Origin of the sequence: Cryobacterium sp. Y11, assembly GCF_002929535.1 — a bacterium.
Classification (GTDB): Bacteria; Actinomycetota; Actinomycetes; order Actinomycetales; family Microbacteriaceae; genus Cryobacterium.
The window spans coordinates 23,695-49,842 of sequence record NZ_PJJO01000060.1; the positions used below are offsets into that span (position 1 = coordinate 23,695).

Annotated in this window: 22 protein-coding genes and 1 tRNA gene; 11 read left to right on the forward strand and 12 right to left on the reverse strand. The window is 63.6% G+C overall.

The window, feature by feature from the left end; genetic code table 11:
• Window positions 1-99: 99 nt before the first annotated feature.
• A complete protein-coding gene (locus CXY75_RS14945; RefSeq protein WP_104083621.1) occupies window positions 100-1,743 on the forward strand; it encodes a DNA repair helicase XPB in 1,644 nt (547 codons plus the stop codon).
• Window positions 1,744-1,792: 49 nt separating this feature from the next.
• On the opposite strand, the gene CXY75_RS14950 is transcribed toward CXY75_RS14945, so the two are convergent.
• Complete coding sequence (locus CXY75_RS14950) at window positions 1,793-2,512, reverse strand: pyrimidine reductase family protein (protein ID WP_104083622.1); 720 nt, start codon at window positions 2,510-2,512, stop codon at window positions 1,793-1,795.
• The gene (folP, locus tag CXY75_RS14955; protein WP_104083902.1) at window positions 2,512-3,426 is read right to left on the reverse strand and encodes a dihydropteroate synthase; all 915 of its coding nucleotides are present in this window, start codon (window positions 3,424-3,426) and stop codon (window positions 2,512-2,514) included. Before folP ends, CXY75_RS14950 begins: the two co-directional genes overlap by 1 nt.
• A gap of 144 nt (window positions 3,427-3,570) precedes the next feature.
• Here folP and CXY75_RS14960 point away from each other — a divergent pair, with 144 nt between their 5' ends.
• The 6 genes from CXY75_RS14960 (at window position 3,571) to CXY75_RS14985 (ending at window position 11,989) form a co-directional block, all read left to right on the forward strand.
• A complete protein-coding gene (locus CXY75_RS14960; RefSeq protein ID WP_092112483.1) occupies window positions 3,571-4,263 on the forward strand; it encodes a response regulator transcription factor in 693 nt (230 codons plus the stop codon).
• 60 nt (window positions 4,264-4,323) lie between these two features.
• Entirely contained in the window at window positions 4,324-6,048 is a 1,725-nt protein-coding gene (locus tag CXY75_RS14965) for a HAMP domain-containing sensor histidine kinase (protein ID WP_104083623.1), read from the forward strand.
• 138 nt (window positions 6,049-6,186) lie between these two features.
• The gene (locus CXY75_RS14970) at window positions 6,187-6,477 is read left to right on the forward strand and encodes a WXG100 family type VII secretion target (RefSeq protein WP_104083624.1); all 291 of its coding nucleotides are present in this window, start codon (window positions 6,187-6,189) and stop codon (window positions 6,475-6,477) included.
• Window positions 6,478-6,754: 277 nt separating this feature from the next.
• Window positions 6,755-8,911, forward strand: coding sequence for a choline BCCT transporter BetT (betT, locus tag CXY75_RS14975; protein ID WP_104083625.1), 2,157 nt, complete (start codon window positions 6,755-6,757; stop codon window positions 8,909-8,911).
• Window positions 8,908-10,404 carry an aldehyde dehydrogenase family protein gene (locus CXY75_RS14980; protein WP_104083626.1) on the forward strand — a complete coding sequence of 499 codons (1,497 nt, stop codon included), beginning with the start codon at window positions 8,908-8,910 and terminating at the stop codon, window positions 10,402-10,404. Before betT ends, CXY75_RS14980 begins: the two co-directional genes overlap by 4 nt.
• A 7-nt stretch (window positions 10,405-10,411) precedes the next feature.
• Complete coding sequence (locus CXY75_RS14985) at window positions 10,412-11,989, forward strand: GMC family oxidoreductase (protein WP_104083627.1); 1,578 nt, start codon at window positions 10,412-10,414, stop codon at window positions 11,987-11,989.
• Between the two features lie 166 nt (window positions 11,990-12,155).
• On the opposite strand, the gene groL is transcribed toward CXY75_RS14985, so the two are convergent.
• The 5 genes from groL to CXY75_RS15010 all read right to left on the reverse strand — a co-directional run bounded on the left by groL (window position 12,156) and on the right by CXY75_RS15010 (window position 16,453).
• Window positions 12,156-13,784: a chaperonin GroEL gene (gene groL, locus CXY75_RS14990; protein WP_104083628.1), complete on the reverse strand. Its 1,629-nt coding sequence runs from the start codon at window positions 13,782-13,784 to the stop codon at window positions 12,156-12,158.
• Between the two features lie 141 nt (window positions 13,785-13,925).
• On the reverse strand, window positions 13,926-14,978 hold the full coding sequence (locus tag CXY75_RS14995) for a DUF3048 domain-containing protein (protein ID WP_146069491.1): 1,053 nt from the start codon (window positions 14,976-14,978) through the stop codon (window positions 13,926-13,928).
• Between the two features lie 70 nt (window positions 14,979-15,048).
• Window positions 15,049-15,252 (reverse strand): cold-shock protein, encoded by a 204-nt coding sequence (locus tag CXY75_RS15000; RefSeq protein ID WP_035834941.1) that lies wholly within the window; start codon window positions 15,250-15,252, stop codon window positions 15,049-15,051.
• A gap of 276 nt (window positions 15,253-15,528) precedes the next feature.
• On the reverse strand, window positions 15,529-16,092 hold the full coding sequence (locus CXY75_RS15005) for a LytR C-terminal domain-containing protein (protein ID WP_104083630.1): 564 nt from the start codon (window positions 16,090-16,092) through the stop codon (window positions 15,529-15,531).
• A gap of 82 nt (window positions 16,093-16,174) precedes the next feature.
• Window positions 16,175-16,453, reverse strand: coding sequence for a DUF3263 domain-containing protein (locus tag CXY75_RS15010; protein WP_104083903.1), 279 nt, complete (start codon window positions 16,451-16,453; stop codon window positions 16,175-16,177).
• Between the two features lie 273 nt (window positions 16,454-16,726).
• Between CXY75_RS15010 and msrB the strand changes: the two genes are divergently transcribed.
• Entirely contained in the window at window positions 16,727-17,128 is a 402-nt protein-coding gene (gene msrB, locus CXY75_RS15015) for a peptide-methionine (R)-S-oxide reductase MsrB (protein WP_104083631.1), read from the forward strand.
• A gap of 6 nt (window positions 17,129-17,134) precedes the next feature.
• Window positions 17,135-17,701: a nitroreductase family protein gene (locus CXY75_RS15020; protein WP_104083632.1), complete on the forward strand. Its 567-nt coding sequence runs from the start codon at window positions 17,135-17,137 to the stop codon at window positions 17,699-17,701.
• Window positions 17,702-17,817: 116 nt separating this feature from the next.
• On the opposite strand, the gene CXY75_RS15025 is transcribed toward CXY75_RS15020, so the two are convergent.
• The 4 genes from CXY75_RS15025 to CXY75_RS15040 form a co-directional block, all read right to left on the reverse strand.
• The gene (locus CXY75_RS15025; RefSeq protein WP_233201939.1) at window positions 17,818-18,816 is read right to left on the reverse strand and encodes a DMT family transporter; all 999 of its coding nucleotides are present in this window, start codon (window positions 18,814-18,816) and stop codon (window positions 17,818-17,820) included.
• 193 nt (window positions 18,817-19,009) lie between these two features.
• Window positions 19,010-20,605 (reverse strand): ABC-F family ATP-binding cassette domain-containing protein, encoded by a 1,596-nt coding sequence (locus CXY75_RS15030; RefSeq protein ID WP_104083634.1) that lies wholly within the window; start codon window positions 20,603-20,605, stop codon window positions 19,010-19,012.
• Window positions 20,606-20,992: 387 nt separating this feature from the next.
• Window positions 20,993-21,065 (reverse strand) — tRNA-Thr (locus CXY75_RS15035).
• Between the two features lie 105 nt (window positions 21,066-21,170).
• Window positions 21,171-22,028, reverse strand: a complete 858-nt coding sequence (locus CXY75_RS15040) for a thioredoxin domain-containing protein (protein WP_233201940.1) — start codon at window positions 22,026-22,028, stop codon at window positions 21,171-21,173.
• A gap of 298 nt (window positions 22,029-22,326) precedes the next feature.
• On the opposite strand from CXY75_RS15040, the gene CXY75_RS15045 reads away from it, so the two are divergent.
• Entirely contained in the window at window positions 22,327-23,424 is a 1,098-nt protein-coding gene (locus CXY75_RS15045; protein ID WP_104083636.1) for an ABC transporter ATP-binding protein, read from the forward strand.
• Between the two features lie 58 nt (window positions 23,425-23,482).
• Window positions 23,483-24,793 carry a DUF4032 domain-containing protein gene (locus tag CXY75_RS15050; RefSeq protein ID WP_104083637.1) on the forward strand — a complete coding sequence of 437 codons (1,311 nt, stop codon included), beginning with the start codon at window positions 23,483-23,485 and terminating at the stop codon, window positions 24,791-24,793.
• Window positions 24,794-24,966: 173 nt separating this feature from the next.
• Here the strand turns inward: CXY75_RS15050 and CXY75_RS15055 are convergent, their stop codons facing one another.
• Window positions 24,967-25,953 (reverse strand): type IV toxin-antitoxin system AbiEi family antitoxin domain-containing protein, encoded by a 987-nt coding sequence (locus tag CXY75_RS15055; RefSeq protein ID WP_104083638.1) that lies wholly within the window; start codon window positions 25,951-25,953, stop codon window positions 24,967-24,969.
• Between the last annotated feature and the right edge of the window lie 195 nt (window positions 25,954-26,148).

Here is a 26,148-nt window from a genome sequence, read left to right on the forward strand (position 1 = left end):
CTCTCCTAGGTCAAGGAGCGACGAAGGAACGATCGAGACCGCGCGAGCGGATCCCGAGGCGTGGTTGGCCTGGTCGCGACGGGCGTAGCATTAGGGGCTATGTCTGATGGTCCCCTGATTGTCCAAAGTGACCGAACCGTGTTGCTCGAAGTTGCGCATCCTCTCGCTGAGGATGCCCGCCACGACCTCGCTGTCTTCGCGGAACTCGAACGAGCCCCCGAGCACATTCACACCTACCGCATCACGCGGCTCGGTTTGTGGAATGCCCGCGCCGCCGGCCACGACGCCTCCGACATGCTCACCACGCTCGAGAAATATTCTAAATTCGCCATACCCCAGACCGTCAGCGTTGACATCACCGAAACGGTCGGCCGCTACGGACGCCTCATCATCGAGCGCGACTCCGACGGCCAATTGGTGCTGCATAGCAGCGACCAGGCTGTGCTCACCGAGATCGCCGGAGCCAAGCGCATCGCGCCACTCTTGGTGGGGCATCCGTCGCCGGAGTCTTATTTGGTCGCGCCTTGGGCTCGTGGGCAGCTCAAGCAGGAGCTCGTCAAGCTCGGCTGGCCCGCCGAGGACCTCGCCGGGTACACGCCGGGAACCCCGCACGACATCGCCCTGAGGGAAGACGGCTGGGCGCTCCGCGACTACCAAAACAAGGCCGTCGCGAGCTTCTTCGATGGTGGCAGCGGCGTCGTCGTACTGCCCTGTGGCGCCGGAAAAACCCTTGTCGGCGCCGGTGCAATGGCCACGGCGAAGACCAACACGCTCATCCTCGTCACCAACACGGTGTCGGCCAGGCAGTGGCGCGACGAGCTGCTCAAGCGCACCACGCTCACGCCCGACGAGATCGGCGAGTACTCCGGGCAGGTGAAGGAGGTCAAGCCGGTCACGATCGCGACGTATCAAATTCTCACCGCGAAGCGCAAGGGCGAGTACGCCCACCTCGAGCTGCTCGACGCCATGGACTGGGGCCTCGTGATCTACGACGAGGTGCACCTGCTTCCCGCGCCCGTGTTCAAGCTCACCGCTGAACTGCAAGCTCGCCGCCGCCTTGGCCTCACCGCTACTCTGGTGCGCGAGGATGGCCGCGAGGGCGACGTGTTCAGCCTCATCGGTCCGAAGCGTTTCGACGCCCCCTGGAAGGAGATCGAAGCCCAGGGCTTCATCTCACCCGCCAACTGCTACGAGGTGCGCATCGACCTGCCGCAGTCGGAACGGCTCAGCTACGCCGCCGCGGCCGATGACGAACGCTACCGCATGGCTTCGACCGCACCGGCCAAACTCGGCGTGGTGCAGGCGCTGATTAAGAAGCACGAAGGTGAACGCATTCTGGTTATCGGTCAGTATCTCGACCAGATCGACGAACTCGCCAACGTGTTGAACGCACCGCAGCTCACCGGTGCCACGCCGATCGACGAACGTGAGCGGCTATATCAGGCGTTCCGGGTAGGTGAGGTGAAGGTGCTCGTGGTCTCCAAGGTGGCCAACTTCTCGGTCGATCTGCCCGAGGCGACCGTGGCCATCCAGGTGTCTGGCTCGTTCGGCTCCCGCCAGGAGGAGGCCCAGCGCCTCGGCCGGCTGCTGCGCCCGAAGGAATCTGGCCTGTCGGCAAACTTCTACACGCTCGTCGCCCGCGACACCGTCGACCAGGACTTTGCGCAGAACCGCCAGCGCTTTCTGGCCGAGCAGGGCTACAGCTACACGATTCTCGACGCCCAAAGCCTCGAAGCCGCCTAACCGCCTTCCTCGGTCTCGATCGCTTCTTCGTCGCGCCTCGACTAGCGGATCAGCGGGACCGGGCGTAGCGTAGAAAGAGCATGTCTCCGGCGCGCAAAACGTGGAGAAGCTCCATGGCGCGGGTCGCCGTCGTGGCGCCGACGCTGATGCGCCGGCCGAGTCCGCCCTCGAGCACCGGGGCGAGGCTCAAACACAGCTCGTCGGCGCAGTCGGTCTCGATGAGCGAGCCGAACAGGTGCGGCCCGCCCTCGCAGAGAATCTGGGGCAATCCGCGCCGGGCGAGCGCCGCGACCATCAGCCGCGGGTCGATGGCCTCCTCGCCGCAAACCAGCACGTCAGCGACCTGGTCGAGCGCCGCTCGCCGATCGGCCGGCGCGGCAGCATGGGTCACCACGATCGGTCGGGTGGCAGCGGCGGTAAAAACCGGATGCCCCGGGTCGAGATCAAGCCGTCCAGACACGATCGCCAGCGGAGGCTGGGCGGCGAGGCCAGCGTGCACGCGCCAGGCGGCGTCATCCGCTGAAAATCGGATTCCACCGTAACCCTCGGCCCGAACGGTGCCAGCGCCGACGAGGATCACGTCGGTCAACAGCCGCAGGGTATCGAAGACCGTCTTATCGTCGGTATTACCCAGCCCGCCGCTGAGTCCGTCGTGCGTCGCCGCCCCGTCGAGGCTCGCGATGAAGTTCATCCGCACTCGCGGATGGGACCGATCGGCCACGCGGTAGCGTTCGATCAGTTCGGCCCGTGGCGGCAATTCGGCGCGCATCAGGCGAGGTTGTGACGCTCGTAGGCTGGCTCGCGAAACCCGAGAATGGCCTCGGTCATTCGCGCCGCATCCACCGCGGCTCGCACGTTGTGCATGCGCACAATGCGCGCTCCCTGCAGAATGCAGACCACCGCGGCCGCGAGCGATCCCTCGACACGTTCGCCGCGCGGTCGGTCGAGGCTTTCACCCACGAAGTCCTTGTTCGAGACCGCGACGAGGGTGGGCAAGCCCAGCCCGGTGATCTCCCCGAGCCGGCGGGTGAGTTCGAGCGACTGCCTTGTCGTCTTGTTGAGGTCGTGACCGGGGTCGATCACGATGCGATCGGGTTGCACCCCGCGCCGAACAGCACGGTCAACGCGGGCGAGCAGAAACGCACTCACCTCCGCGGCGATGTCATCGTAGTGCGGCGCCGGGTAGGGCATGCGCGGCGCCGCGAGACTGTGCGTGATCACCAGGGTCGCATCGCTGTCGGCGATGACGTCAGCCATGGCCGGATCGTGCACACCTGTCGTGTCATTGATGACGTGCGCGCCGGCAGCGATGCTCGCGGCGGCCACTGCCGGATGAAAGGTATCGACCGAGATGACAACGCCGGAGCCGCGCAACGCCTCGACCACCGGAACGACCCGGTCGATCTCCTGATCGATCGGCACGGCGGCTCCGGGAGCGAACTTGGCGCCGCCAATATCGATCCAGTCGGCTCCGTCAGCAATAGCCTGATGAGCTGCCAGAACGGATGCGTCGAGCGCGAACGTTGCGCCCTGGTCGTAGAACGAATCGGGAGTGCGATTGATGATGGCCATCACAGCCACCTCTTGGCTAAAGTCGAACAGTCGACCACCGATCAGCCGGAGAGGCGCGTCGATCACTGGCAACAGCACTCCGGGGCCGGGGCTGGTTCTGGTTCGGTTCATGGTGGTCCTCATCGTCGAAGCAACTGGATTGTTCCGTTCCATCATGTCGGTAATTCGGGCCGCACAACGGATCGTCGGCCACTGATTACAGCGCACACCGCCCACTTTCAGCAAAGGTCCAGCTAACGCGCAGATACTGGGGAGATGACTGACGGCCCCCGCATCCTTATCGTCGATGACGAACCCAATATCCGCGACCTCCTCACCACCAGCCTCCGTTTCGCCGGCTTCGCCGTGCGCGCAGTGGGAAACGGTGCGCAGGCCATTTCCGCAGTGCTCGAAGAGGAACCCGACCTCATCATCCTCGACGTCATGCTGCCAGATATGAACGGCTTCGGCGTCACCAAGCGCCTCCGTTCCGCCGGCTACACGGCGCCGATCCTCTTTCTCACCGCGAAGGACGACACCGAAGACAAGATCACCGGCCTCACCGTCGGCGGCGACGACTACGTCACTAAACCGTTCAGCCTCGACGAGATCGTCGCGCGCATTAAGGCCATCCTCCGTCGCACCATGCACGCTGACGAAGACGCCGTAATCCGCGCTGGCGAACTGACCATGGACCAAGACACCCACGAGGTACTCGTGGGCACCGAGGCCATCGAGCTGAGCCCGACGGAGTTCAAGCTGCTGCGCTACCTCATGCTCAACCCGAATCGGGTCCTGTCCAAGGCGCAGATCCTCGATCACGTCTGGGAGTACGACTTCAACGGTGACGCCGGAATTGTGGAGAGTTACATCTCGTATCTGCGCCGCAAGGTCGACGTGCACTCGAGTGAACCGTTGATCCAGACTAAGCGCGGCTTCGGTTATATGCTCAAGGCCGCCAAAGCTTAGTCACGGCGTTCGTTAAACACCGTTCATTAAACACAGAGAGCCTTTGTAGACTCAAGCCCCATGCACGAAACCCTGTCCAGACGGTGGAGCAGCATCTCCCTCCGATCCAAGATCACCGGTGTCACGGTGCTGATGCTCACGCTCGGCCTGCTCGTTTCCGGCGTCGGAACCATGGCCATGCTGAAGCAGTATGTCGTGACCCAGGTGGACACGCAGCTGCAGGTCGAAACACAAACAGCGCTCAGCGGTTACTCGTCGAGCGTGTTTTCGCAAGGAGACACGGCGGTCGTCGCGTCAGACTACTTTGCAGCGCTATACGACCAGGATGGCGCGCTCATCACCCGCACGTGGCAGGACCGCGACCACGCCGAACTGCCCGTGGTGGGCATGCCGCTTGACCTGAAACGGGTATCGCAGCTCGACGGACAGATTCAATCGTTGTGGGATGCCGCCCACGACACCGAGTTTCACGCCATCATGGTGCCGGTCGTGATCAGCCCGACCGGTACATACGGCACCCTCGTCATGGCCGTGTCGCTGCGTCCAACCGAGAACACCATGGCCACCTACCTCACGATCTTTCTGGGCTTCGGCGCCGGGGTCGTGCTGATCGGCGCCATGCTCACCCGCGTGCTGGTCACGACGACGTTCGTGCCGTTGCGCGAGGCCGAGCAGACCGCGGCAGCCATCGCCGACGGTGACTTCAGCCAGCGGCTCGGCGGCGCAACGCCGAACACCGAGGTCGGCCGCCTCAACCGCTCCCTCAACATCATGCTCAGCCGCATCGACCGTGCCTTCAAAGACCGAGCTCGCACCATCGACCAGATGCGTCGTTTCGTCGGCGACGCCAGCCACGAGCTGCGCACCCCCCTCGTCTCCGTGCGCGGCTACGCCGAGCTATACCGCATGGGAGCGCTGCAGACCCCGGAAGACGTAGCCCAGGCCATGGAACGCATCGAGAAAGAAGCGATCCGCATGGGCGGGCTGGTCGAAGACCTGCTCGAGCTGGCCCGACTTGACGAGACGAAGCCGCTCGCGCTCACCCCGGTGGATTTGGTTCCCCTCGCCCGCGACGCGGCCCTTGACACCATGGCGAGCTCCCCCAGCCGCCAGGTGACGGTGGTCGTCCCCCCGCCGGCCGGCCGCCTCCGGGCAGAGTCGGATGCGGACAGCGGGGCGGGCGATGGTGACTCCGCCGAGCTCGCTACCTCCGCAGGCGTCAGCACCGGTGCGTTCACGCGGCCGTCCGGAACGGGCACCCCGACCGGGGCCATTGCTTTCGCCGGCGCCACCCTGGCCCGGCTCCGCACCCGCAAGCCACGTCGCGGCGGCGTTGTGGCCCCCGAAACCGACCTCTCCACGCCGCCGATCCAGCCGCAACTGCCGCCCGTGGTCATGGCTGAGGAAAACAAGATCCGTCAGGTCATCACCAACCTGATGGGCAATGCGCTGCGCTTCACCGCCCCCGACGGCCCGATCGAACTCGAAATCACGGTTGATCCCAACACCCAACGGGCGTCGATCGCCGTCATCGATCACGGCGAGGGCATCCCCCCGCAGATTCGCGAAAAGATATTTGAGCGATTCTGGCGCGCCGATTCCAGTCGCGCCCGCGAGACTGGCGGCAGCGGCCTCGGTCTCGCCATCGTCGCGGCGATCGTCGCGAGCCACAACGGCACCGTTGACGTCGTCGAGACTCCTGGTGGGGGTGCAACCTTCCGTGTCTCGCTCCCGCTCGCCGGCACGCCGAGCGCGCCACAGCACGCCCAGCCCGTCATCCCCTAAAGCTCTCCGGCGGTTCCTCCACAGGCCACGGCAGGCAGCATGCGCTCACAGATCGGCGCGCTGGCAGCGGATGCCGGGCGCTTACCTTCTATGCTCACACCTATCAACCAACATGTTTGAGCAACAGGAAGGCACACCATGACGAGCTTCCAGGTCGATAGCGAAGCGGTGCAGAGCACCGCGAACGCCGCCCGCGGCACCATCGGGCGGGTGCAAGCGGATGTCGGCGACCTCAACGCCCAGCTCACCAGCCTCGAGGGCTTTTGGACCGGGCAGGCATCGAGCGCGTTTCAGGGTGCATTTGCCGAGTGGCGGGGCATGCACCTGCAGCTGGAAGAGAGCCTCACCCTGCTGAACCAGGCTCTGAGCGTGGCCGGGCAGCAATACGCCGAAACCGAACAAGCCAACACCCGGCTGTTCGCACGGTAGCTGCTACAGGCCCTCCCGCCGGTCGAGGCGCGAGGAACGAGACCCACCACGGATCTCGATCGCTCGCAAGGTCGCGCCTCGATCAACGGGCCGGATTGACTGTGCTATCCCGCGCGCGCCTAACACCCAGGCAGCCGGGGAAGCCTGGAAGGGCGCGGATCTTCGGTTGCTACAGTCACAGACGTGCATCATGCCGCCACTGCGGCCACTCGGATAGCCAGACGTCGCCCCGCGTCGCTAGCGTTATCGAGACATCACACCAAGTATCAAGGATGAGATGACTCTCTCTGCCCACACTCCCGCTGTTCCGCCGGAGACTCCCCCCGCCACTTCAGTGACCGAGCCGCCGGGACTTCCCCCGGAGAACAAGACCCGGGTCAATAAGACGGTCTTCTTCGGTTCAGCCACCGGAATCATTGCGATAGCCCTCTGGGCGATCCTCGCCCCCACCAATGCCAGCGACGTCATCGCCGCTGTCGTCAGCTGGGTGTCGGTCAACCTCGGCTGGTACTACTTTCTCATCGTCACCGTCGTGCTGGTCTTCGTCATCGTCGTCGCGCTGTCCCGCGTCGGCAAAACCCGCCTGGGGCCAGACCACTCGCGGCCGCAATTCAGCCTGTTCACCTGGACAGCCATGCTCTTCGCCGCCGGAATCGGCATCGACCTGATGTTTTTCTCGGTCTCCGAACCGGTCACCCAATACCTCGCCCCGCCCACCGGCGACGGCAGCACCGTCGAAGCCGCCCGCCAGGCCATGGTCTGGACACTCTTCCACTACGGCATCACCGGCTGGGCGCTCTACGCGCTCATGGGCCTCGCGCTCGGCTACTTCGCCTATAGGCAAAACCTGCCCCTGAGCATCCGTTCGGCGTTATACCCGATCTTCGGCAAGAAGATTCACGGCCCGATCGGTGACATCGTCGACATCGCCGCGATTCTGGGCACGATCTTCGGCATCGCGACGAGCCTCGGCATCGGCGTCGCCCAGCTCAACTACGGCCTCACCTTCATGTTCGGAACGCCGGAAACCCTGCTGGTGCAAGGCTCGCTCATCGCCCTCAGCGTGGTCATGGCCACGATTTCCGTGGTCTCCGGGGTAGAAAAGGGCATCCGCCGCCTCTCCGAACTCAACGTTCTCCTGAGCGTTGGTCTTATGCTCTTCATTCTGATCGCCGGCAACACGAGCTTTCTGCTCGACGCCATCATCCTCAATATCGGCGACACCCTCAGCCGGTTCCCGGCACTGACTCTCAACACCTTCGCCTATAACCGCCCCGACGATTGGCTCAACGGATGGACCCTGTTCTTCTGGGCCTGGTGGATCGCCTGGGCACCGTTCGTCGGCCTGTTCCTGGCTCGCATCTCCCGCGGCCGTACCATCCGCGAATTCGTCGCCGGCACCATGATCGTGCCGTTCGCGTTCATCCTGATCTGGATTGCGGTGTTCGGTAACAGCGCCCTTGCCATCGTGATCGGCGGGGATGCCGGCTTCGGCGACGTGGCTATGAATTCGCCGGAGCGGGCGTTCTACTCGCTGCTCGCTGAGTTCCCATTCGCCCCCGCGACCGCCGCGATCGCGACGTTTACCGGGCTGCTGTTCTATGTCACGAGCGCCGACTCCGGCGCCCTCGTAATGGCGAATTTCACGTCGCATCTGAAGGATTCCGAGTCCGACGGCCCCAAGTGGCTGCGCATCTTCTGGGCAGTGACCACCGGCGTGCTGACTATGGCAATGCTGCTGGTCGGAGGCATCTCGACGCTGCAAAATGCCACGATCATCATGGGGCTGCCCTTCTCGGCGGTTCTGCTACTCGTCATGCTGGGTCTGTATAAGGCGTTGCGGGTCGAACAATCACTCACCGACAGCTACCGGGCGAGTTTGCCCGGCCTCCTGTCCGGCCGCAGCACCGATCCGGCCCGCGCACGCAATTGGCGTCAGCGCCTGACCCGCGCCATGAGCTATCCCGGTCCCCGCCAGGCCGAACGCTTTGTGTCCAGCGTTGCCCTACCTGCCCTGCAGGAAGTGCATGATGAGCTGTGCGAGCAGGGAGCCGAGGTGACCCTGTCGCAGGGCATCGTCGATGGCCTGCAGATACCGCACCTCGACCTCAACGTGTCGATGGGCGACGAACGCGGTTTCAAGTACCAGATCTACCCGGTGCAATTCGACACTCCGACCTATGCGGTGCGATCGGCGAGCGCGAGCGGCAAGTATTACCGCATGGAGGTTTTCTCCCTTGAGGGCAGTCACGGCTATGACCTCATGGGCTACAGCAAGGAGCAGGTCATCACCGACGTGCTCGACCACTATGAAACCCACCTCGACTTTCTGCACCTCAACCGTGCAGAGCCGGGAAACACCGCCCTCGCCGAGGACCAGGTGGCCAAAGACAATTGGGAAGCCGATTTCGAATCGGACGAGGTTAAGCAATGAACACACTCACCGACACCACGGCACCAGCCACGCTGTTCATCAGTGGCGCCTGGGTGCCCGCGAGCGACGCCGGCACCCGCCAAATCCGCTGCCCGGCTGACCAGAGTGTGGTCGGCACGGTCAGCGAGGCAACCACAACGGATGTTCACGCCGCGATCCGCGCCGCCCGTATCGCCTTCGACAGCGGCGTCTGGAGCACCGTTCCGGCGCCCGAACGCGGCGACTTTCTGCTGCGCGTCGCCGCCGAACTGCACGTACGTCGCGCCGAATTCGCCAGGGCTGAAACCCTCGACACCGGCAAACGCCTGGTCGAGAGTGAAATCGACATGGACGACATCGCCAATTGCTTCGCCTACTTTGGCAAGATTGCCGGTCAGGACAGCGGGCGCGTCGTCGATGCCGGCAATGAGAGTGTCATCAGCCGCATCGTGCACGAACCCGTCGGAGTCTGCGGCCTGATCGCGCCGTGGAATTATCCGCTGCTGCAGGCCGCGTGGAAGATCGCGCCGGCCCTCGCCGCCGGCAACACTTTTGTGCTCAAGCCAAGCGAGCTGACTCCGCACACCAGCATGCTCATGATGGGACTACTTGACGATCTCGGCCTGCCGGCCGGCGTCGCCAATCTCGTGCTCGGCGCAGGCGCAGTAGTGGGAGCGCCGCTTTCCAGCCACCCCGATGTCGACCTCGTTTCGTTCACCGGCGGGCTGGAAACCGGCAAGAAGATCGCCGCCGCCGCAGCAGGAACGGTCAAGAAGGTAGCCCTCGAACTCGGCGGTAAGAATCCCAACGTGATCTTCGCCGACTCCGACTTTGATGCCGCGGTCGACAACGCTCTCAACGGTGCCTTCGTGCACTCGGGGCAGGTTTGCTCGGCCGGCGCGCGGATCGTGGTGGAAGCATCCATTGCCGAGAAATTCGTCGACGAACTGGTGCGCCGCGCCAATCAAATTCGCCTCGGCGGCCCGTTCGACGCTGACGCGGAAACCGGCCCGCTGATCAGCGCAGCGCACCGCGACAAGGTCACCGCCTACGTCGCCAAGGGCCTCGCTGAGGGTGCACGCCTGCGCGCAGGCGGCACCTGGGGCGAGGGCGAACTCGCCCAGGGCTTCTACTACACGCCGACCATTCTCGACCAGGTGTCAAGCGGCATGTCCGTCGTCATTGACGAAGCGTTCGGCCCGGTCGTGACGATTGAAACCTTTGAAACCGAAGCCGAGGCCGTGCGCATCGCCAACGACACGGTGTACGGCCTGGCCGGAGCGGTCTGGACCCAGGATGCCGGCAAAGCCCAGCGCGTGGCCAAGGCCTTGCGTCACGGAACCGTCTGGATCAACGACTTTCACCCCTACCTGCCGCAGGCGGAATGGGGCGGCTACGGACAGTCGGGGGTTGGCCGCGAGCTCGGCCCGATGGGCCTCGGCGAGTACCAGGAGACCAAGCACATCTACCAGAACACCGAACCGGCCGTCACAGGCTGGTTCGCCGCACGTTAGGACTGCCATGACCACTACTGTTCTCACTCACACCGAGTTCGACTACATCGTGATCGGCGGCGGCTCAGCCGGAGCCGCCGTCGCCGCTCGTCTCAGCGAGGACCCCCAGCTCGAGGTCGCTCTCGTGGAGGCCGGCCCCGACGACCGGGGCATCGACGTCATCCTCAAGCTCGACCGCTGGATGGAGCTACTGGAAAGCGGCTACGACTGGGACTACCCGATCGAACCGCAGGAACACGGCAACTCGTTCATGCGCCACGCCCGCGCCAAGGTGCTCGGCGGCTGCTCCAGTCACAACTCCTGCATCGCCTTCTGGGCACCGGCCGAAGACCTCGACGACTGGTCCTTCGTGCACGGGGCCACCGGATGGGAAGCCGCCAACACCTTCCCCCTCTACCAGCGCCTCGAAGCCAATGAAGACCAGGCCCCACACCATGGCCAGGACGGCCCCGTTCAGCTCATGAATGTGCCCGCCACCGATGTCTGCGGCGTCGCCCTGCTCGATGCCTGCGAGCAGACCGGTATCCCGCGCACGACATTCAACTCCGGCACGACCGTTGTGAACGGCGCGAACTTCTTTCAGATCAATCGACAGGCGGACGGCACGCGCGCGTCGTCATCCGTTTCGTATATTCATCCGATCATGGGGCGGGCCAACTTTACGCTGCTCACCGGCATGCGTGCCCGCAAACTCACCTTCGACCAGAACAAGCGCTGTACCGGGGTGCAAGTCGTCGATGCCAGCTTCGGCAAGACGCACCAGCTCACGGTGCGCGCCGAGGTCATTCTCTCGGCCGGCGCCATCGACTCGCCCAAGCTGCTCATGCTCTCCGGGGTCGGGCCGGCTGAGCAGCTCGCCTCATTCGGCATCGAGGTGCTCGCGGACTCTCCCGGCGTCGGCGAGAACCTGCAGGACCACCCAGAGGGTGTCATCCAGTGGGAGGCGAAGCAGCCGATGCCAGAGACGTCCACGCAGTGGTGGGAGGCCGGCATCTTCACCACCACAGAGGAGGGCCTCGATCGCCCCGACCTCATGTTCCACTACGGCTCGGTGCCGTTTGACATGCACACGGCCCGCCAGGGGTACCCGACCACGGAAAACGGCTTCTGCCTGACCCCGAACGTAACTCGGGCGCGCTCGCGTGGCACCGTGAAACTGCGGAGCAGTGATTACCGTGACAAGCCCATGGTCGATCCGCGCTACTTCACCGACCCGCACGACATGCGCGTCATGGTCGCCGGAATTCGCAAGGCCCGCGAGATCGTGGCGCAGCCGGCTATGGCCGACTGGGCCGGCGTCGAGCTGTACCCGGGCATCGACGTGCAAACGGATGCCCAGATCACCGACTACATCGAGAAGACCCACAACACGGTGTACCACCCCGCCGGAACCGTCCGGATGGGCGCGGTAGATGACGCGTTCTCCCCCCTCGACCCCGAGCTGCGCGTGAAGGGTGTCACCGGCCTGCGCGTGGCAGACGCCTCGGTCATGCCCGTGCTCGTCACCGTGAACCCGAACATCACCACCATGATGATCGGCGAACGATGTGCCGACCTGGTGAAGGCGGCCCGCACCGCCAGGTAGTCTCCGCACACCGGTCGATGCGCGAGGAACGAGCGATCGAGACCTCCCAAGGGTCTCGATCGTTCGCAAGCTCGCGCCGCGATCAACGAAACTCGCCAGTCGATACACAAAAGTGGGCGCCTCCCGAAGGAGACGCCCACTTTTATGGTGTAGCTAGGGGCGGGACTTAGAAGTCCATGCCACCCGAGGGGTCGCCGGCCGGAGCCGAGTTCTTCTCGGGCTTGTCGGCAACGACGGCCTCGGTGGTGAGGAACAGTCCGGCAATCGACGCGGCGTTGAGCAGCGCGGAGCGGGTGACCTTCACCGGGTCATTGATGCCGGCAGCGATCATATCGACGTACTCGCCGGTGGCGGCGTTAAGGCCCCATCCGACGGGGAGGTTGCGCACCTTGTCGGCGACAACGCCAGGCTCCATGCCGGCGTTGAGCGCGATCTGCTTGAGCGGAGCGTCGATGGCGACGCGCACGATGTTCGCGCCCGTTGCCTCGTCGCCGACGAGGTCAAGGACTGCCTTGCTTTCGAATGCGGTCTTGCCAGCCTGAATCAGTGCAACGCCACCACCGGCGACGATGCCCTCTTCGACGGCAGCCTTGGCGTTACGCACTGCATCTTCAATGCGGTGCTTGCGCTCCTTGAGCTCAACCTCCGTTGCGGCTCCGGCCTTGATGACAGCGACGCCGCCAGCAAGCTTGGCGAGGCGCTCCTGGAGCTTTTCGCGGTCGTAGTCGCTGTCGGTGTTCTCGATCTCGGCGCGGATCTGCGAAACGCGACCGGCGATGGCCTCGACGTCTCCGGCACCCTCGACGATTGTGGTCTCGTCCTTGGTGATGACGACCTTGCGGGCGCTACCAAGAAGGTCGAGGGTTACGTTCTCAAGCTTGAGACCGACCTCTTCCGAGATGACCTGTCCACCGGTAAGGATGGCGATGTCCTGCAGCTGAGCCTTGCGACGGTCTCCGAAGCCAGGAGCCTTGACGGCGACGGACTTGAAGATGCCACGGATCTTGTTCACAACGAGCGTGGCCAGGGCCTCGCCGTCGACGTCTTCCGCGATGATGAGGAGCTGCTTGCCGGTCTGGATGACCTTGTCCACGATGGGAAGCAGGTCCTTGATGTTGGAGACCTTGGAGTTGACGATCAGGATGTAGGGGTCTTCGAAGACCGCTTCCTGACGGTCGGGGTCGGTCACGAAGTATGCCGACAAGAAGCCCTTGTCGAAGCGCATGCCCTCGGTGAGCTCAAGCTCGGTACCGAAGGTGTTCGACTCCTCAACAGTGACGACACCTTCCTTGCCGACCTTGTCGATGGCCTCGGCGATGATCGCGCCGATTTCGGTGTCTCCGGCGGAGATGGACGCGGTAGCGGCGATCTCTTCCTTGGTTTCGATCTCCTTGGCGCTGGCGATGAGCTCGGCGATGACTGCTGCCGTGGCCTTCTCGATGCCGCGCTTCAGGCTGATCGGGTCGGCGCCGGCTGCGACGTTACGCAGGCCTTCGCGAACCAGAGCCTGGGCGAGAACGGTTGCGGTGGTGGTTCCGTCGCCAGCGACGTCGTCAGTCTTCTTGGCGACCTCCTTGACGAGCTCGGCACCGATCTTCTCGTACGGGTCGTCGAGCTCGATCTCCTTGGCGATGGACACACCGTCGTTGGTGATCGTGGGGGCGCCCCACTTCTTCTCCAGAACGACGTTGCGACCGCGCGGGCCGAGGGTGACCTTGACGGTGTCGGCGAGGATGTTCAGGCCGCGCTCAAGCCCACGACGGGCCTCTTCATTGAATGCAATGATTTTTGCCATATGTGTAACTCGTCCCTCCCGGACGTTCCAAACGATGATGGGGTTAGCACTCAGATGATGAGAGTGCTAGAACGATTCTGGCACTCTAGGGTCGAGAGTGCAAGCGAGGATCCGGGGTGGTGCCTGGCTCGTGGCGCACGGTCAGGGAACGAGTTCGACGGAGCCGGTGTCGTTCGGCACGAGCTGAAACCAGGTATTGCCTGGTGCCAGCCGAATTGTCACTCCGTTGCCGTCGACGAGACGGATCGGGGCCGTCTGCGAGCCTTTGCTCCAGGTGGCCGTCACACTCTTGCCTCCGGTCGACACCGACGCCTCCCCCGAAGCGATCAGCTCGGTCTTGGGGATGCTTTGGTCGACGGTCACGTTAACTCGCAGAACGACCAGGTTGGTCGCCTTGAGCTGCACGCCAGCTGCGGAGAGGTCTGGTGTGCCGTCCTGCGCCCGCAGGTAGGCTGAGGCCTCGGCATTCCAGGTCCAGCTCCGCCCACTGGCCGTGGAGAAACGAGTGTTGATCACCGAGATCGGCGTGCCGTCTACCGAAGCGGATGCGTCGGCGAGCGTGGCAGCATAGGCATACTGCTGGGCGGGCGGTGCGACCTCCGCATTGCGGTTGACGAATTCCGACGCCGCGAGGATCACGTTGTGCGGGGCCGCCGTTGCGGACGAGCGCGAGAACAGTCCGGTCGTGTCATAGTCGAAAATGGCGCTCACCTGCCCGGTCGCGTTCATCGCGTCGACGAAGCGCTGCTGCCCTCCCGAGTAGGCGACGAGGCCACCGAACGGAGCGATGATGTCGGGGTCCATCGGTCTAATCGACCGCACCGGCCCGAGCGCGTCGGGAATGTTCGACTGCCACACCGCTACGTAGCGGGTGATGCCACCCTCGACCAATTCTTCAAAGACCAGGTCGGTTTGATCGATGGCTACCTGTGGGCGAGCAGCACTGTGGTTGTCTATCTTGGCCGCGAGCGACGGGTGCGCCAATGATCCCTCGGCCAGAGCAAGCCCCGTCAGCGGCGCCATCTCGGTCGCCTCAGAAGCCGTGTAGGTCGACGTCCAGGTCTCCGCAGGTGCGCTGGAGGGTGCTGGCGTGCTGGCGGCGCATCCGCTTGACAGCAGTGCCGGCACCACAAGAAGGAGCAGCCCGAGCGGTCGGTGCGATCGAGAGCTTCGGGACGATTTTTTCGTAGTCACCGGTAAACACTAACGCCGCCCGTTGCAGCGGGCGGCGTTAGTGCGGGGACAGACCCGAAACAGGGATGGATTAAGCCGGTCGAACCGATTCGGCCTGCGGGCCTTTCGCTCCGGCGCCGACCTCGAAGACGACCTGCTGGCCCTCTTCGAGAACCTTGTAGCCGCTCATGTCAATGGCGGAGTAGTGAACGAAAACGTCCTGGCCTCCCCCATCGACGGTGATGAAGCCGAAACCCTTTTCAGCGTTGAACCACTTTACGGTCCCGTTCGCCATGTGTTACTCCTTGGTGCTCAATTTCGACGGCAACTGCCCATTGGCCGTACCGGGCCTGCCGCAAAAACTGCGTCATTCTGCGCGAGCAGCAAATCCCCGAGAGCAAGATTTCTGTTGCAAGTTACTTGTGTAAGTGACCTTGGAAGAGGTTTCTTGATCCGGGCGGGTTTTGCCCGAACAAAATGTGTGACCAAGACCAGACATTACTGAAGTGACGCCAGAAGAAAAGGGGGTTGACGAAGTAATCGTTCACCACTAGGTCGGCGGTTCGGCTGATCAGCCGACCGGGGCGACGTAGTCATTTCCGACGACGACGGTTAGCGCAGCACCCGACTCCGCGAAGCTGGTCGAGATGATGATGGTGGCGCCGGGCAGCGAGGCGGCGATTCCGCGAGCTGCGCCTTCCTGGCTCGCGTCTGAGTAGTAGATCACGGTGCTTACTTCGGTGTCCGTGCTGGCATTTCCGGTGGCACTGACCACCCAACCGGCTGCGGTGAGGGTGTCACTGACAGATGCAGCAACGCCGTCGTTCGCCGATCCGTTGAGCACATTCACGGTCAGCGCCGGATCGACGGTCGCAACGGCTGTGGGAACGGTGGTTTCCGACGGGGCCGGTGTCGATGAGGCGCCAGACAGTCCCGGGATAGTGGAAAAGTCCAAGCGGTTATTAATGGTGAAGATGCCCACGACGCCGACGACGATCAACAGCACGGTCGCGCCGAGTGCCCACCAGAACGCGATCCAGCCGCGGCCGGTCTTGGCGGGAGCACGGTGCGCGCCGACCCGGTCGAGGGAATGCGTGTGGGTGTCGAAACGGTCTTTCTCGAATTTTCGCGCCATGTTGATGAAATCCTTGGTTGGCCGGCCAGGCTGGGCTTGTGGTGACACCCAGCAGGTGTGCCGGCTGAAAGCGGTGGAGTGCCTAGTCGTGGGTGGGCAGGGAACGACCGGCTCTGGCCTCTGACCGCGCTGAACGCATCCGCTGCAGCCGATTTATCAGCATCGGGTCAAAGGCCAATGCCAACGGCGAATCGACTAGGGCGCCCAAGAGTTGATAGTACCGGGCTGCGGACACACCAAAGGTGGCGCGGATGGCCTCTTCTTTTGCGCCAACGTGCCGCCACCATTGACGCTCAAACGCCAGAACAGCCTCGTCACGCTCACTCAGATGGTGGTCGCTCACCTGATTCTCGCCAACGATCGGTGCGGGTTCGGCGGGGTTGGATGTTCGCGTATGCACTGGCGTATCCTCCCCGAGACAGGTTTCGTCGACCTCTCCGCTGGTTCATCTTATTTGCGGGCGGCTGAACATTGACTCCGGCACGCCCGTCGCCGCCCAATCAACGCCGTGGCAGACCGCCGGGTAATCGCTTCGAAATGGACGTCGGCGGAATGCGCGCGCGGCGCCGCGAGTTTAGGCTGGGTAGACGTTGTCGGTGTTTGATGGGCCGACCGTAACGAAGGGATATCCACCATGGACTACGCAATCAACAAGTCGAACAGCGAGTGGCGCGCCGAACTGGGCGACGAAAAGTTTGCGGTGCTGCGTGAGGCTGGCACCGAACGGCCGGGCACCGGCAAGCTCCTCGACGAGGAACGCGCTGGCATCTACGCCTGCGGAGCCTGCAACGCAGAACTGTTTCAGAGCGGCACCAAGTTTGAGTCGGATTGTGGCTGGCCGAGCTTCTACGAGTCGGTACGGCCCGAAGCGGTTGAGCTACTCGAGGACCGTTCCATGGGAAGCGTGCGCACCGAGGTGCGCTGCGCCAACTGCGGTTCGCATCTCGGGCACGTTTTTCCCGACGGTTTCGGCACTCCGACCGGTGACCGTTACTGCATGAACTCGATCTCGCTCAACTTCACCCCCAGCAAGTAAGCCGGTATGACAACGGATGCCGCTGCCTCGGCGGTTTTGTTGGCCGTCACTGGCCGACGCAGTTACTCAAAAGTGACCGGCGAGGCGCCGACCCGCACCGAGCTGCTGACCCTGGTGACAGCGGCGGCCCGCGGCGCGGATCACGGCGCGCTTCGTCCGTGGCGACTCCTCGAGCTGCGGGGCGATGCCCGCGAGCGGCTCGGAGCGGCGTTTGTGGCGGCATCCGCTTGTGAGGGCGTTGAAGCGATCAAGCTGGCCGGTAAGCCGCTGCGGGCACCGCTGTTGATCGCGCTTATCACCTCTCGTCATGCGAGCTTCAAGGTGGCCGATTGGGAGCAGGATGCTGCGGCGGCAGGCGTCGCGCACCTGCTCACGCTGCTGCTCGCGGACGCCGGTTGGGGCGCGATGTGGCGCACGGGTCCCCTCGTGCGCACGGCGCCGGTGCGCGAGCTGCACGCCCTCGCCGACGGCGAAGAGCTGCTGGGATGGCTTTACGTCGGTGGTGTTCCAGACGATTGCAAACCGGGCGTGCGGCTGTCAATTGACGCCGAGGAGTTTCTCGGCGTTTTATAGCACCAGGTTTGGGCCCGCGCTTTTCGTCCCGGGCCCACCGTGAAGCGCCGGGCCCATGATCTATCCTGGGCCCGCTTTCCGGGCCCAGGCCCGGTCGGGATGGACACGCACTGCGGTCAGGCGCGGGCGTGGCCGGGGCGACGCCAGCGGACCGCGGCGATGACGACGGCAGCGAGGGCGATGACCGTTCCGAGCACGGTCGAAAGTCCGAGCGGATGCCCAGCCGTCGGCGCGAGCAGATCGAGCGCAAGGGCACAGACCAACTGGCCAGCCACGATACACAGGCCCAGCATGAGCACCCCCGTGGTGCGCACAACAACGGCGGCGCCGGCGATGAAGATGCAGCCGATCAGTCCGCCGGTGTAGAGCCACGGGTTGCTCGGCAGGTCGAGCGCGAAGCCGACCAGTACGCCGTGCACGAGCGCGGCGAGCACGAGGGCGATGCTGCCACTGAGAAAATTCAGGAAGGTCGCCGTCAACGCGCTCTGCGCTGTGACGCGCACCTGACCGTTGACGGCCTGCTGCCAGCCCTGGCCGATTCCCGCGATCAGCGGCAACGCGAATAGCCAGAGGGCATCGCTGCCGCGCACTTCACCGCTCACCGTAAACGCGACAGCCAGCAAGGCCAGCAAGGCGCCCACGATTTTGGACGCGTGCAGTTTTCTTCGTCCACCCGGGCCGATGCCGAACCGATCCATCAACACTCCGCTCACCGTCTGGCCGGCCACGACGGCCACGGTGAACAAGGCGATGCCCAGCGGCGCGGCAACGAGTCCCTGCGATAGCACGAAGAGGGCGCCGGCCAGGCCGCCGAGCAGGTGCCACCAAAACAGCCTTTTCGCCGCGACGGCGCGCGCCACCAGCTGCAGGCCGCGGCGTCCACTGCGAAACACGATCACCCCGAGGCTGAGAACGATCAGGCCGGAGCCAAACGAGATCACGGCGGCCGTGAATCCGTCGCCGATCTGGTGTCCCAGTTCACCATTAATGCGCGATTGAACAGCGTACAGAGCGCCGATCAGCACCGAGAAGATCAGGGCCAGCCAGACCGGCACAGCGGATGCTGGTGGCACGGTCGACGCATCCGTTCGGGTATGGGCGCGGGGCTGGGACACGTGGTAATACTACGAGACGGGGCATGGGCCACACTGAGGCGTGCGCGGGCGCGCCGGGGTTTCGGCAGCGACGCGCCGTCCGCCCCGGCCCACCTGAGGTCGCTGGGCCCATGATCCATCACGGGGCCAGTGTCCGGAGCCCGGGCCTGGTCGTACGAGGTGCGGCGCCGAGCGGCGAGGCACGACGGGCGAGTCAGGCGACACGTACCTCGATTTCGCCGGGGGCTGCGCCTTCGCTGCCGAAGACGAGGCGTCGGTTGGCGATCTTGTCGGTGAAAAACCGGTCGTGGCTGACAACCACGACGGCGCCAGGAAAGTGCACGAGGGCGCGTTCCATCACTTGGGTGCTCGACATGTCGAGGTGGTTGGTCGGTTCGTCGAGCAGCAGTACCGAGGCGCCGGAGAGCAGGCACTGGGCCATCGCAACGCGGGCGCGTTGCCCGCCCGAGAGGTTGCCGATCTTTTGTTTCAGGTCGGCCTCGCTGAACTGGAACATGGTCAGAAAGCGGTTGACCGATTTCTTGGTCGCGGTAAGGGCGAGACTGCCAGGCATGGCGTTGACGGCGTGGCTGACCGTGTCGCTCTCGTCGAGTTCGGCGAGGATCTGGTTATAGGAGACGACGCCGGCGCCGCTTGCCCAGGCGACCGAGCCGTGGTCGGCCGTCTCTTCCCCGGTGAGTACGCGCAGCAGAGTGGTTTTGCCGCTACCGTTACTGCCGAGTACGACGATGCGGTTGCCGCGATGTACCTCGAGGCTGAGGTTTTCGAACAGTAGCTTGTCGCCGTAGCTTTTGGCGAGGCCGTCGACCCGACAAAGTACATCCTTGACGTGCAGGTTGCCGTAGATCTCGGTGATGATCTGGTCGACCGGACGCGGTGTGCGCGACTTTTTGATGTGCGCGAGCTGGTTGCCAAGCTGGCGACTCTCGGCCTTGGCGGCCTCGCGGCGGTCGGCGATGCCCTCGGCTTCGAAAGCGAGCAGCTCGGATTCGTGCACGAACTGGGCCTCGAGGGTTTTAAGTCGAAACTGCTTCTGCACGATGTACGCGTCGAAGTTGCCTGGGTATTCGTGCAGATGAAAGTTTTCGACCTCGATGATGCGGGTGACGACGGCGTCAAGAAACTTGCGATCGTGCGAGACGACGATGGCGGCGCCCTTGAAACTTTTGAACCAGGCTTCGAGCCATTCGACGCCGGCCACGTCGAGGTAGTTGGTGGGCTCGTCGAGCAGCAGCACGTCGGGGGCTTCGAGCACGATTTTCGCCAGGGCCGCGCGGTTGCGCCAGCCGCCGGAGAGCTCGTCGATGGCGCAGACGCGATGTGCCTCATTGAACCCGAGGGTGGTCAGCGCAGTGTCGATGTGCCGCTTGTAGTCCCAGCCGTCCAACCGGTCCATCTCTTCGAACAGTTCGCCCTGACGGGTGATCAGCCGGTCGAGTTCGGCGCTGGCCGAGGAATCGAGCGCGATCGCCGCGTCGATAGCGGCAAGTTCTGCCTCGACGGCCTTCACGGCCACGAACAGTTCGTCGAGCACTTCGGTGATGGTTTGCTGGCCGTTGAGTTCGGAGAACTGGGAGAAGTAGCCGATCCCGATGCCGTCTTCAAGGGTGACCTCGCCGGTGTCTGGCGAGACCTGGTCCAGAATCAGTTTGAGAATCGTGGACTTGCCGGAGCCGTTCTTGCCGATCAGGCCGACTCGGTCGCCGGGTTCGAGGCGAAAGAACGCTTCGCGCAGAATCTGGGTGTTCTCCAAGCGGATGCTGACATCGTTCAGCCGAATCAGGCTCATGTGTGTTTCCTCCCGGGGTTTCTCCGACGCGGCGCAAGCCCTGCGCGTGAGCGGGCATCCGCTCGTAAAACCCCAGCCATCAGTGTACGTGGCGGCCCTCTGAGCTGGACCACTAGGGTGGGCCCATGACTCTGCTCTCCGCTGACCTGCTTGCCGCACCGCGCGAGCGACGGCTGTGCCTCGAATTTGCGTTCGCAGCCCGGACGGGCAGGCGCAGAAGCTTCGCGTGGCCATCATGGATGGCCGGCTACGACCGTGGCTGACGGATGCCGCTGCCTCCTCGCGGGCCGCGCCAAAATCGTGGGTAAACGCGGAGTTGGCGCGAAAAGGGGTCGACGGGCGACACAGAAAAACCCCTACTTCCCAGTCGGGAGTAGGGGCCTGCGGGGCCGGCCACGGGACTTGAACCCGTAACCCCCACTTTACAAGAGTGGTGCGCTACCAATTGCGCCAGGCCGGCATGAGGCGCTGAGCCTCAGTTCTCCATCCTAAATGATTCCCCGCTACCTCGGGCAACACGCAAGCGCATGCGCGCGGCGCGAGCAGGCACATCCGCTTGCGTGAACTAACCGACGGGTGCCGATGTGGGGGTCGGCGTCGGGGTCGAGGTGGAGTAGGTCTCGCCGAGGGCCTGCTGCACGAAGGAGGCGAACTCCTTCGGATCGTCGATTGAGCCAGCGTATGGCTTGCCGTTGACTAGAACGGTGGGGGTGCCCGTGATGGATTTGAGCGACGAGTTGGCGATCGGGCCTTCCAAGGACCGGGCGGTGGCGGCCTTCACCCACGACTCGTAGGTGCCGTCGTCAATGCAGGAATTGATCTGCGAGAGTGAGTCGCTCACGCCGGAATCCTTGACAACGGCCTTGATCTCGTCGTTGCTCCGACCGGGAGAGCTTTCCTCCGGCTGGTCAACGAACAGGGCAGAGCTAAAGGCGAAGAAATCGTTGGGCGAGTAATTGGCGACGCAGGCCGCAGCGTTAGCCGACCGCAGAGAATACTTGGTGCCGGCCGACCTGCTCGTGAGCATTGACACCGGGTGAATCTCGATCGTGGCGGCACCGGTGTCGACCCATTGCGCGATCTGCTCGGTGTTGGCCGCTTCGAAGTCTCCGCAGAACGGGCAGAGATAGTCGATATAAACGCGAATGTTGGCGACCGCGCCAGTCGGATCTGGCTCGGACGGCCGCGGGGTTGCGTCGGGCTGCAGGGCCGGAGTGAGAGCTGCGATCATACCCTCGCCAATGAGTACGCCATCGCTGGCCATGTTTTTGGGGCCAGGGCCGACCGGTTTAATCGAGTTGACTATGATAACGACGACCAGGACGACGATGGCGATGGCGGCCAGGCCTATCCCGCCCTGTAGGAAGACCTTGTTTCGACGATCTTTCTTCTTCTGGCTGACCCGAAGCTGCTTAGCCTTCACTCGAGCCGCGTCACGCCGCCGGTTCTTTGAGGGACTGCTGTCGCTTGGTCCGCCAATAGTCATAAATAGTCGCTTCCAAAAAAAGAGTGGGCGCGCGTGATCGCACGGTGTACTTCTTTTCGAATAGTAGATCCCCTGACTGGGAAACGACCAAACGGGTTGGGCCCGCGGAGCCGGGTACATCCGGTGTGTCATAATGAAAATGTTGTGTGCTGGCTTTGATCGGCTCACAACATGAAAATAATCCTATTCACAACGGATCGTCCGGCACGTTCCTGCCGGTGAAGGAGTAATAATTATGGCTTCAGTGACCTTTGACAAGGCAACTCGGCTCTACCCCGGCTCCACGAGGCCGGCTGTCGACCAGCTTGACCTGCAGGTCGCCGATGGCGAATTCCTAGTCTTGGTCGGACCGTCCGGCTGTGGAAAGTCCACCTCGCTGCGTATGCTCGCCGGCCTCGAAGAGGTCAATGACGGCAACATTTTCATCGGTGAGCGCAACGTAACGGATGTCCCGCCGAAAGACCGCGACATCGCCATGGTCTTTCAGAACTACGCGCTGTACCCGCACATGACCGTCGCCGAGAACATGGGCTTCGCACTCAAGATTGCCGGCATCAACAAAGACGAGCGCGCCGCCCGCGTGCTTGAAGCCGCCAAGCTGCTCGACCTCGAGCCCTACCTCAGCCGCAAGCCGAAGGCGCTCTCCGGTGGCCAACGTCAGCGCGTCGCCATGGGCCGCGCAATCGTGCGTCAGCCGCAGGTGTTCCTGATGGATGAGCCGCTGTCGAACCTTGACGCCAAGCTGCGCGTGCAGACGCGTACCCAGATCGCATCGTTGCAGCGTCGGCTCGGCGTCACCACCGTCTACGTAACCCACGACCAGACCGAGGCGCTCACCATGGGTGACCGGATTGCGGTGCTGAAGGACGGCATCCTGCAGCAGGTCGGTTCGCCTCGCGACCTGTACGCAAAGCCGCAGAACGTGTTTGTGGCCGGCTTCATCGGCAGCCCCGCGATGAACCTGTTCCTCGCGGACACCGTCGACGGCGGCATCAAATTCGGTACAGCGACCGTTCCCGTGCAGCGCGACACTCTGGCCGGCTCGACCGGCAAGAGGGTCACCGTTGGCATTCGTCCGGAAGACATCCAGATGTCGTCCAGTGCCGGAGAGGGCCTGCAGATAGAGGTCGACCTGGTCGAGGAACTCGGTGCCGATGGTTACCTCTACGGTCACTCCACGATCGAGGGCAAGCGCACCGATATCGTCGCTCGCGTCGACGGCCGCTCGCACCCGAACGCCGGCGAAACCGTGTATCTCACGGCCACGCCGAACCACCTGCACGTTTTCGATGCTGAAAGCGGATTGCGCCTCGGCGGCGCCGTCACCGACTAGTCCGCTTTTTTAGCTGGAGGGAGTTTGCTTCCTCCAGCCCCTGGTTAGGGTCACATTTATGAGCGGTTCCCTCAATATCACTTCGGCCATTGTCGACCCTGCCCTGCTTGACCTGCCGTGGCATCTTCCCCTCGACGCCTGGCCGAACGAGAACATCGCATCGCTGCCCAAGGGCATCTCGCGCCACCTCGTGCGGTTCGCACACCTGAGCGGTCGGGTGGTCGCCATCAAGGAGACCACGAGCGAGATGGCCAAGCGTGAATACGACATGCTGCGCACCCTGGCTAACCTCGAGATTCCCTGCGTTGAGCCGGTAGCCGTCATCACCAATAGAACGGATGCTGACCAGAGCCCCCTGAATTCGGTTCTGGTCACCCGCCACCTTAAGTTCTCCCTCCCCTACCGGGCCCTGTACTCGCATGCCCTGCGCCCGGATACTGCCACCCGGTTGGTCGACGCCCTCGCCGTGTTGCTGGTACGACTGCACATGATCGGGTTTTTCTGGGGCGACGTCTCCCTCTCAAACACCCTGTTTCGCCGCGACGCCGGCGCCTTCGCTGCCTACCTCGTCGACGCCGAGACCGGCCAGTTGTACTCGGGTGGACTGTCGAATGGCCAGCGCGAGAACGATCTCGAAATTGCCAGGGTCAATATCGCCGGCGAACTCATGGATCTGGAAGCGGGCGGCCGCGTCGCCGATGAACTCGACCCGATCCGGATCAGCAACGGCATCGTCGCAGCGTACCGACTGCTCTGGAAGGAGCTAACCGGCTCCGAATCATTCTCCAATTCGGAACGCTGGCGCATCGCCGAACGCGTTGGACGCCTCAACGACCTCGGCTTTGATATTGAAGAACTCACCATTAAAACTGATGGTACGGGTTCGCGCGTGCGGATTCAGCCCAAGGTGGTCGACGCCGGACACCACCAGCGTCGCCTGCTGCGTCTGACCGGCCTCGACGCCGAAGAGAACCAAGCTCGCCGGCTGCTCAACGACCTCGATTCCTACCGCGCCGCGTATGGCAAACCGTCCGCCGACGAGGAAATGGTCGCACACGAATGGCTCGTGCGTGTCTTCGAGCCGGTGGTTCGGGCCATTCCCGTGGAGCTGCAGGGCAAGCTGGAGCGGGCGCAGGTGTTCCACCAACTGCTCGATCACCGCTGGTACATGGCGCAGAACCAGTCCCGCGATATTCCGCTAGCCGAGGCCGTGACCTCCTACGTGCAGGATGTGTTGCGGCATCGTCGCGACGAAGCAACCGTGATTGACCCGCTCACCGGCGCAATCACGCTGCCGATTCGGGTGCAGCTCGGCGATGACATGTCTGTCGACCCCGACGATGCCAACGACTGGAAACTCAAGGTTTAGGTCCCTGTGGTGTTTTTCGTCCCCGTACGTATGTCCGTTTCGGACGGGGCCCGGGCCCCGTCCGCGGGCCCAGTTTATAAACTGAGCCCCGGGTCACAAGGTGGGCCGCGGGACACTATGACGACGGAAATTCGCGCCGCTCAGGGTAGGCACGGGGCGCATCCGCTGCAGGTTTAGGCGCGCGGAACGTCGTGCTGAATCATGAATTCATAAAACAGGCGGGGAGAGTAGGCCGTGTCCCAGTCCCAGCGGTCGAAACTGCTGGCTTCTGGACGCAGGAGATTTTCTCGATTCTTCTCGACGACAACCACATCGCCGGGGTGCCGGTCACCCAATATGGCACCCCGGGTGTACTTGATTTTGCCGTCGAATTCGCCGATCTTACGCACTCCGCGCCAGAAGAAGTCGACCCAATACTCTCGGCCCTGCACGACAAAGCACACCTGAAGTTCGGGTATCGCGAAGCCCAACTCATCCATGCGCACCCGGCTCAATGACTCGCCAGGGTTGGCAGACAGCGGATTGGCGAAGTCTATGACCCGGCGCACCCTCGGGCTTCCGCGTCTCGGATGCACCACCGCCAGTTCCGCATACAGGTCGTCCTTGGAGAGTACCGGTGCACTGAGACTGCCGTGCCGACGTTCCCGCTGTCCGCGCTCCTGCTCCATGCGCAAGGCATGGTCCATCATCGTGACGCCGATGAGAAAGCTTGAGGTTGCCGCCACATCGATGAGGGTGCGCGCAAGAGTAGTGGCGGCGCATCCGTTTATCGTGACCGGCTCCGGTTCAACCACGCTCCGATGACTCGTGGTGAAACGAGCGCTGCTGCCCCCAGCCGTGTCGTTGTTGATCGCATGCACGACCTTGGGCCAGGGACCGATGATGGGCAGGTTGTAAAGTGCCGCCGCAGAATGATGGGAAAGAAGAAGGGGTTGCTCGGCCGTGACCACGGTAGCGCGAACGAATAGTCGATACTGGTCGTCGCACTCGGCCCTGCGCCAGGTGTCCCCCAATGCATAGACTCCGCGACGGATGCGTACAAGCTCACCATTCGCAAGCAGTGCGCGAACTGCGCGGGTGTTCAGACCCGCTGCCCACAGGGACTCGGCGAGAATCAGTGCGTCGTTGTGGGCACTGGGAACATCCAGAATCTCAAACATGACCAATTGTCACCATGCCTGGGGCGTGGATGATGTGACGTGAACTGATCTGTGGAAAGTGGGCCGAACCATGCGCTGTGGAGGACGCGCACTGGTCGTTCTCACAATCGCGATGGTCGCCGAGCGCACCTCATGAACAGGGGCCCAGTCTATACAAGGGGCCCATAAACGGGGCCCGGGCCCCGTCCAGCGACT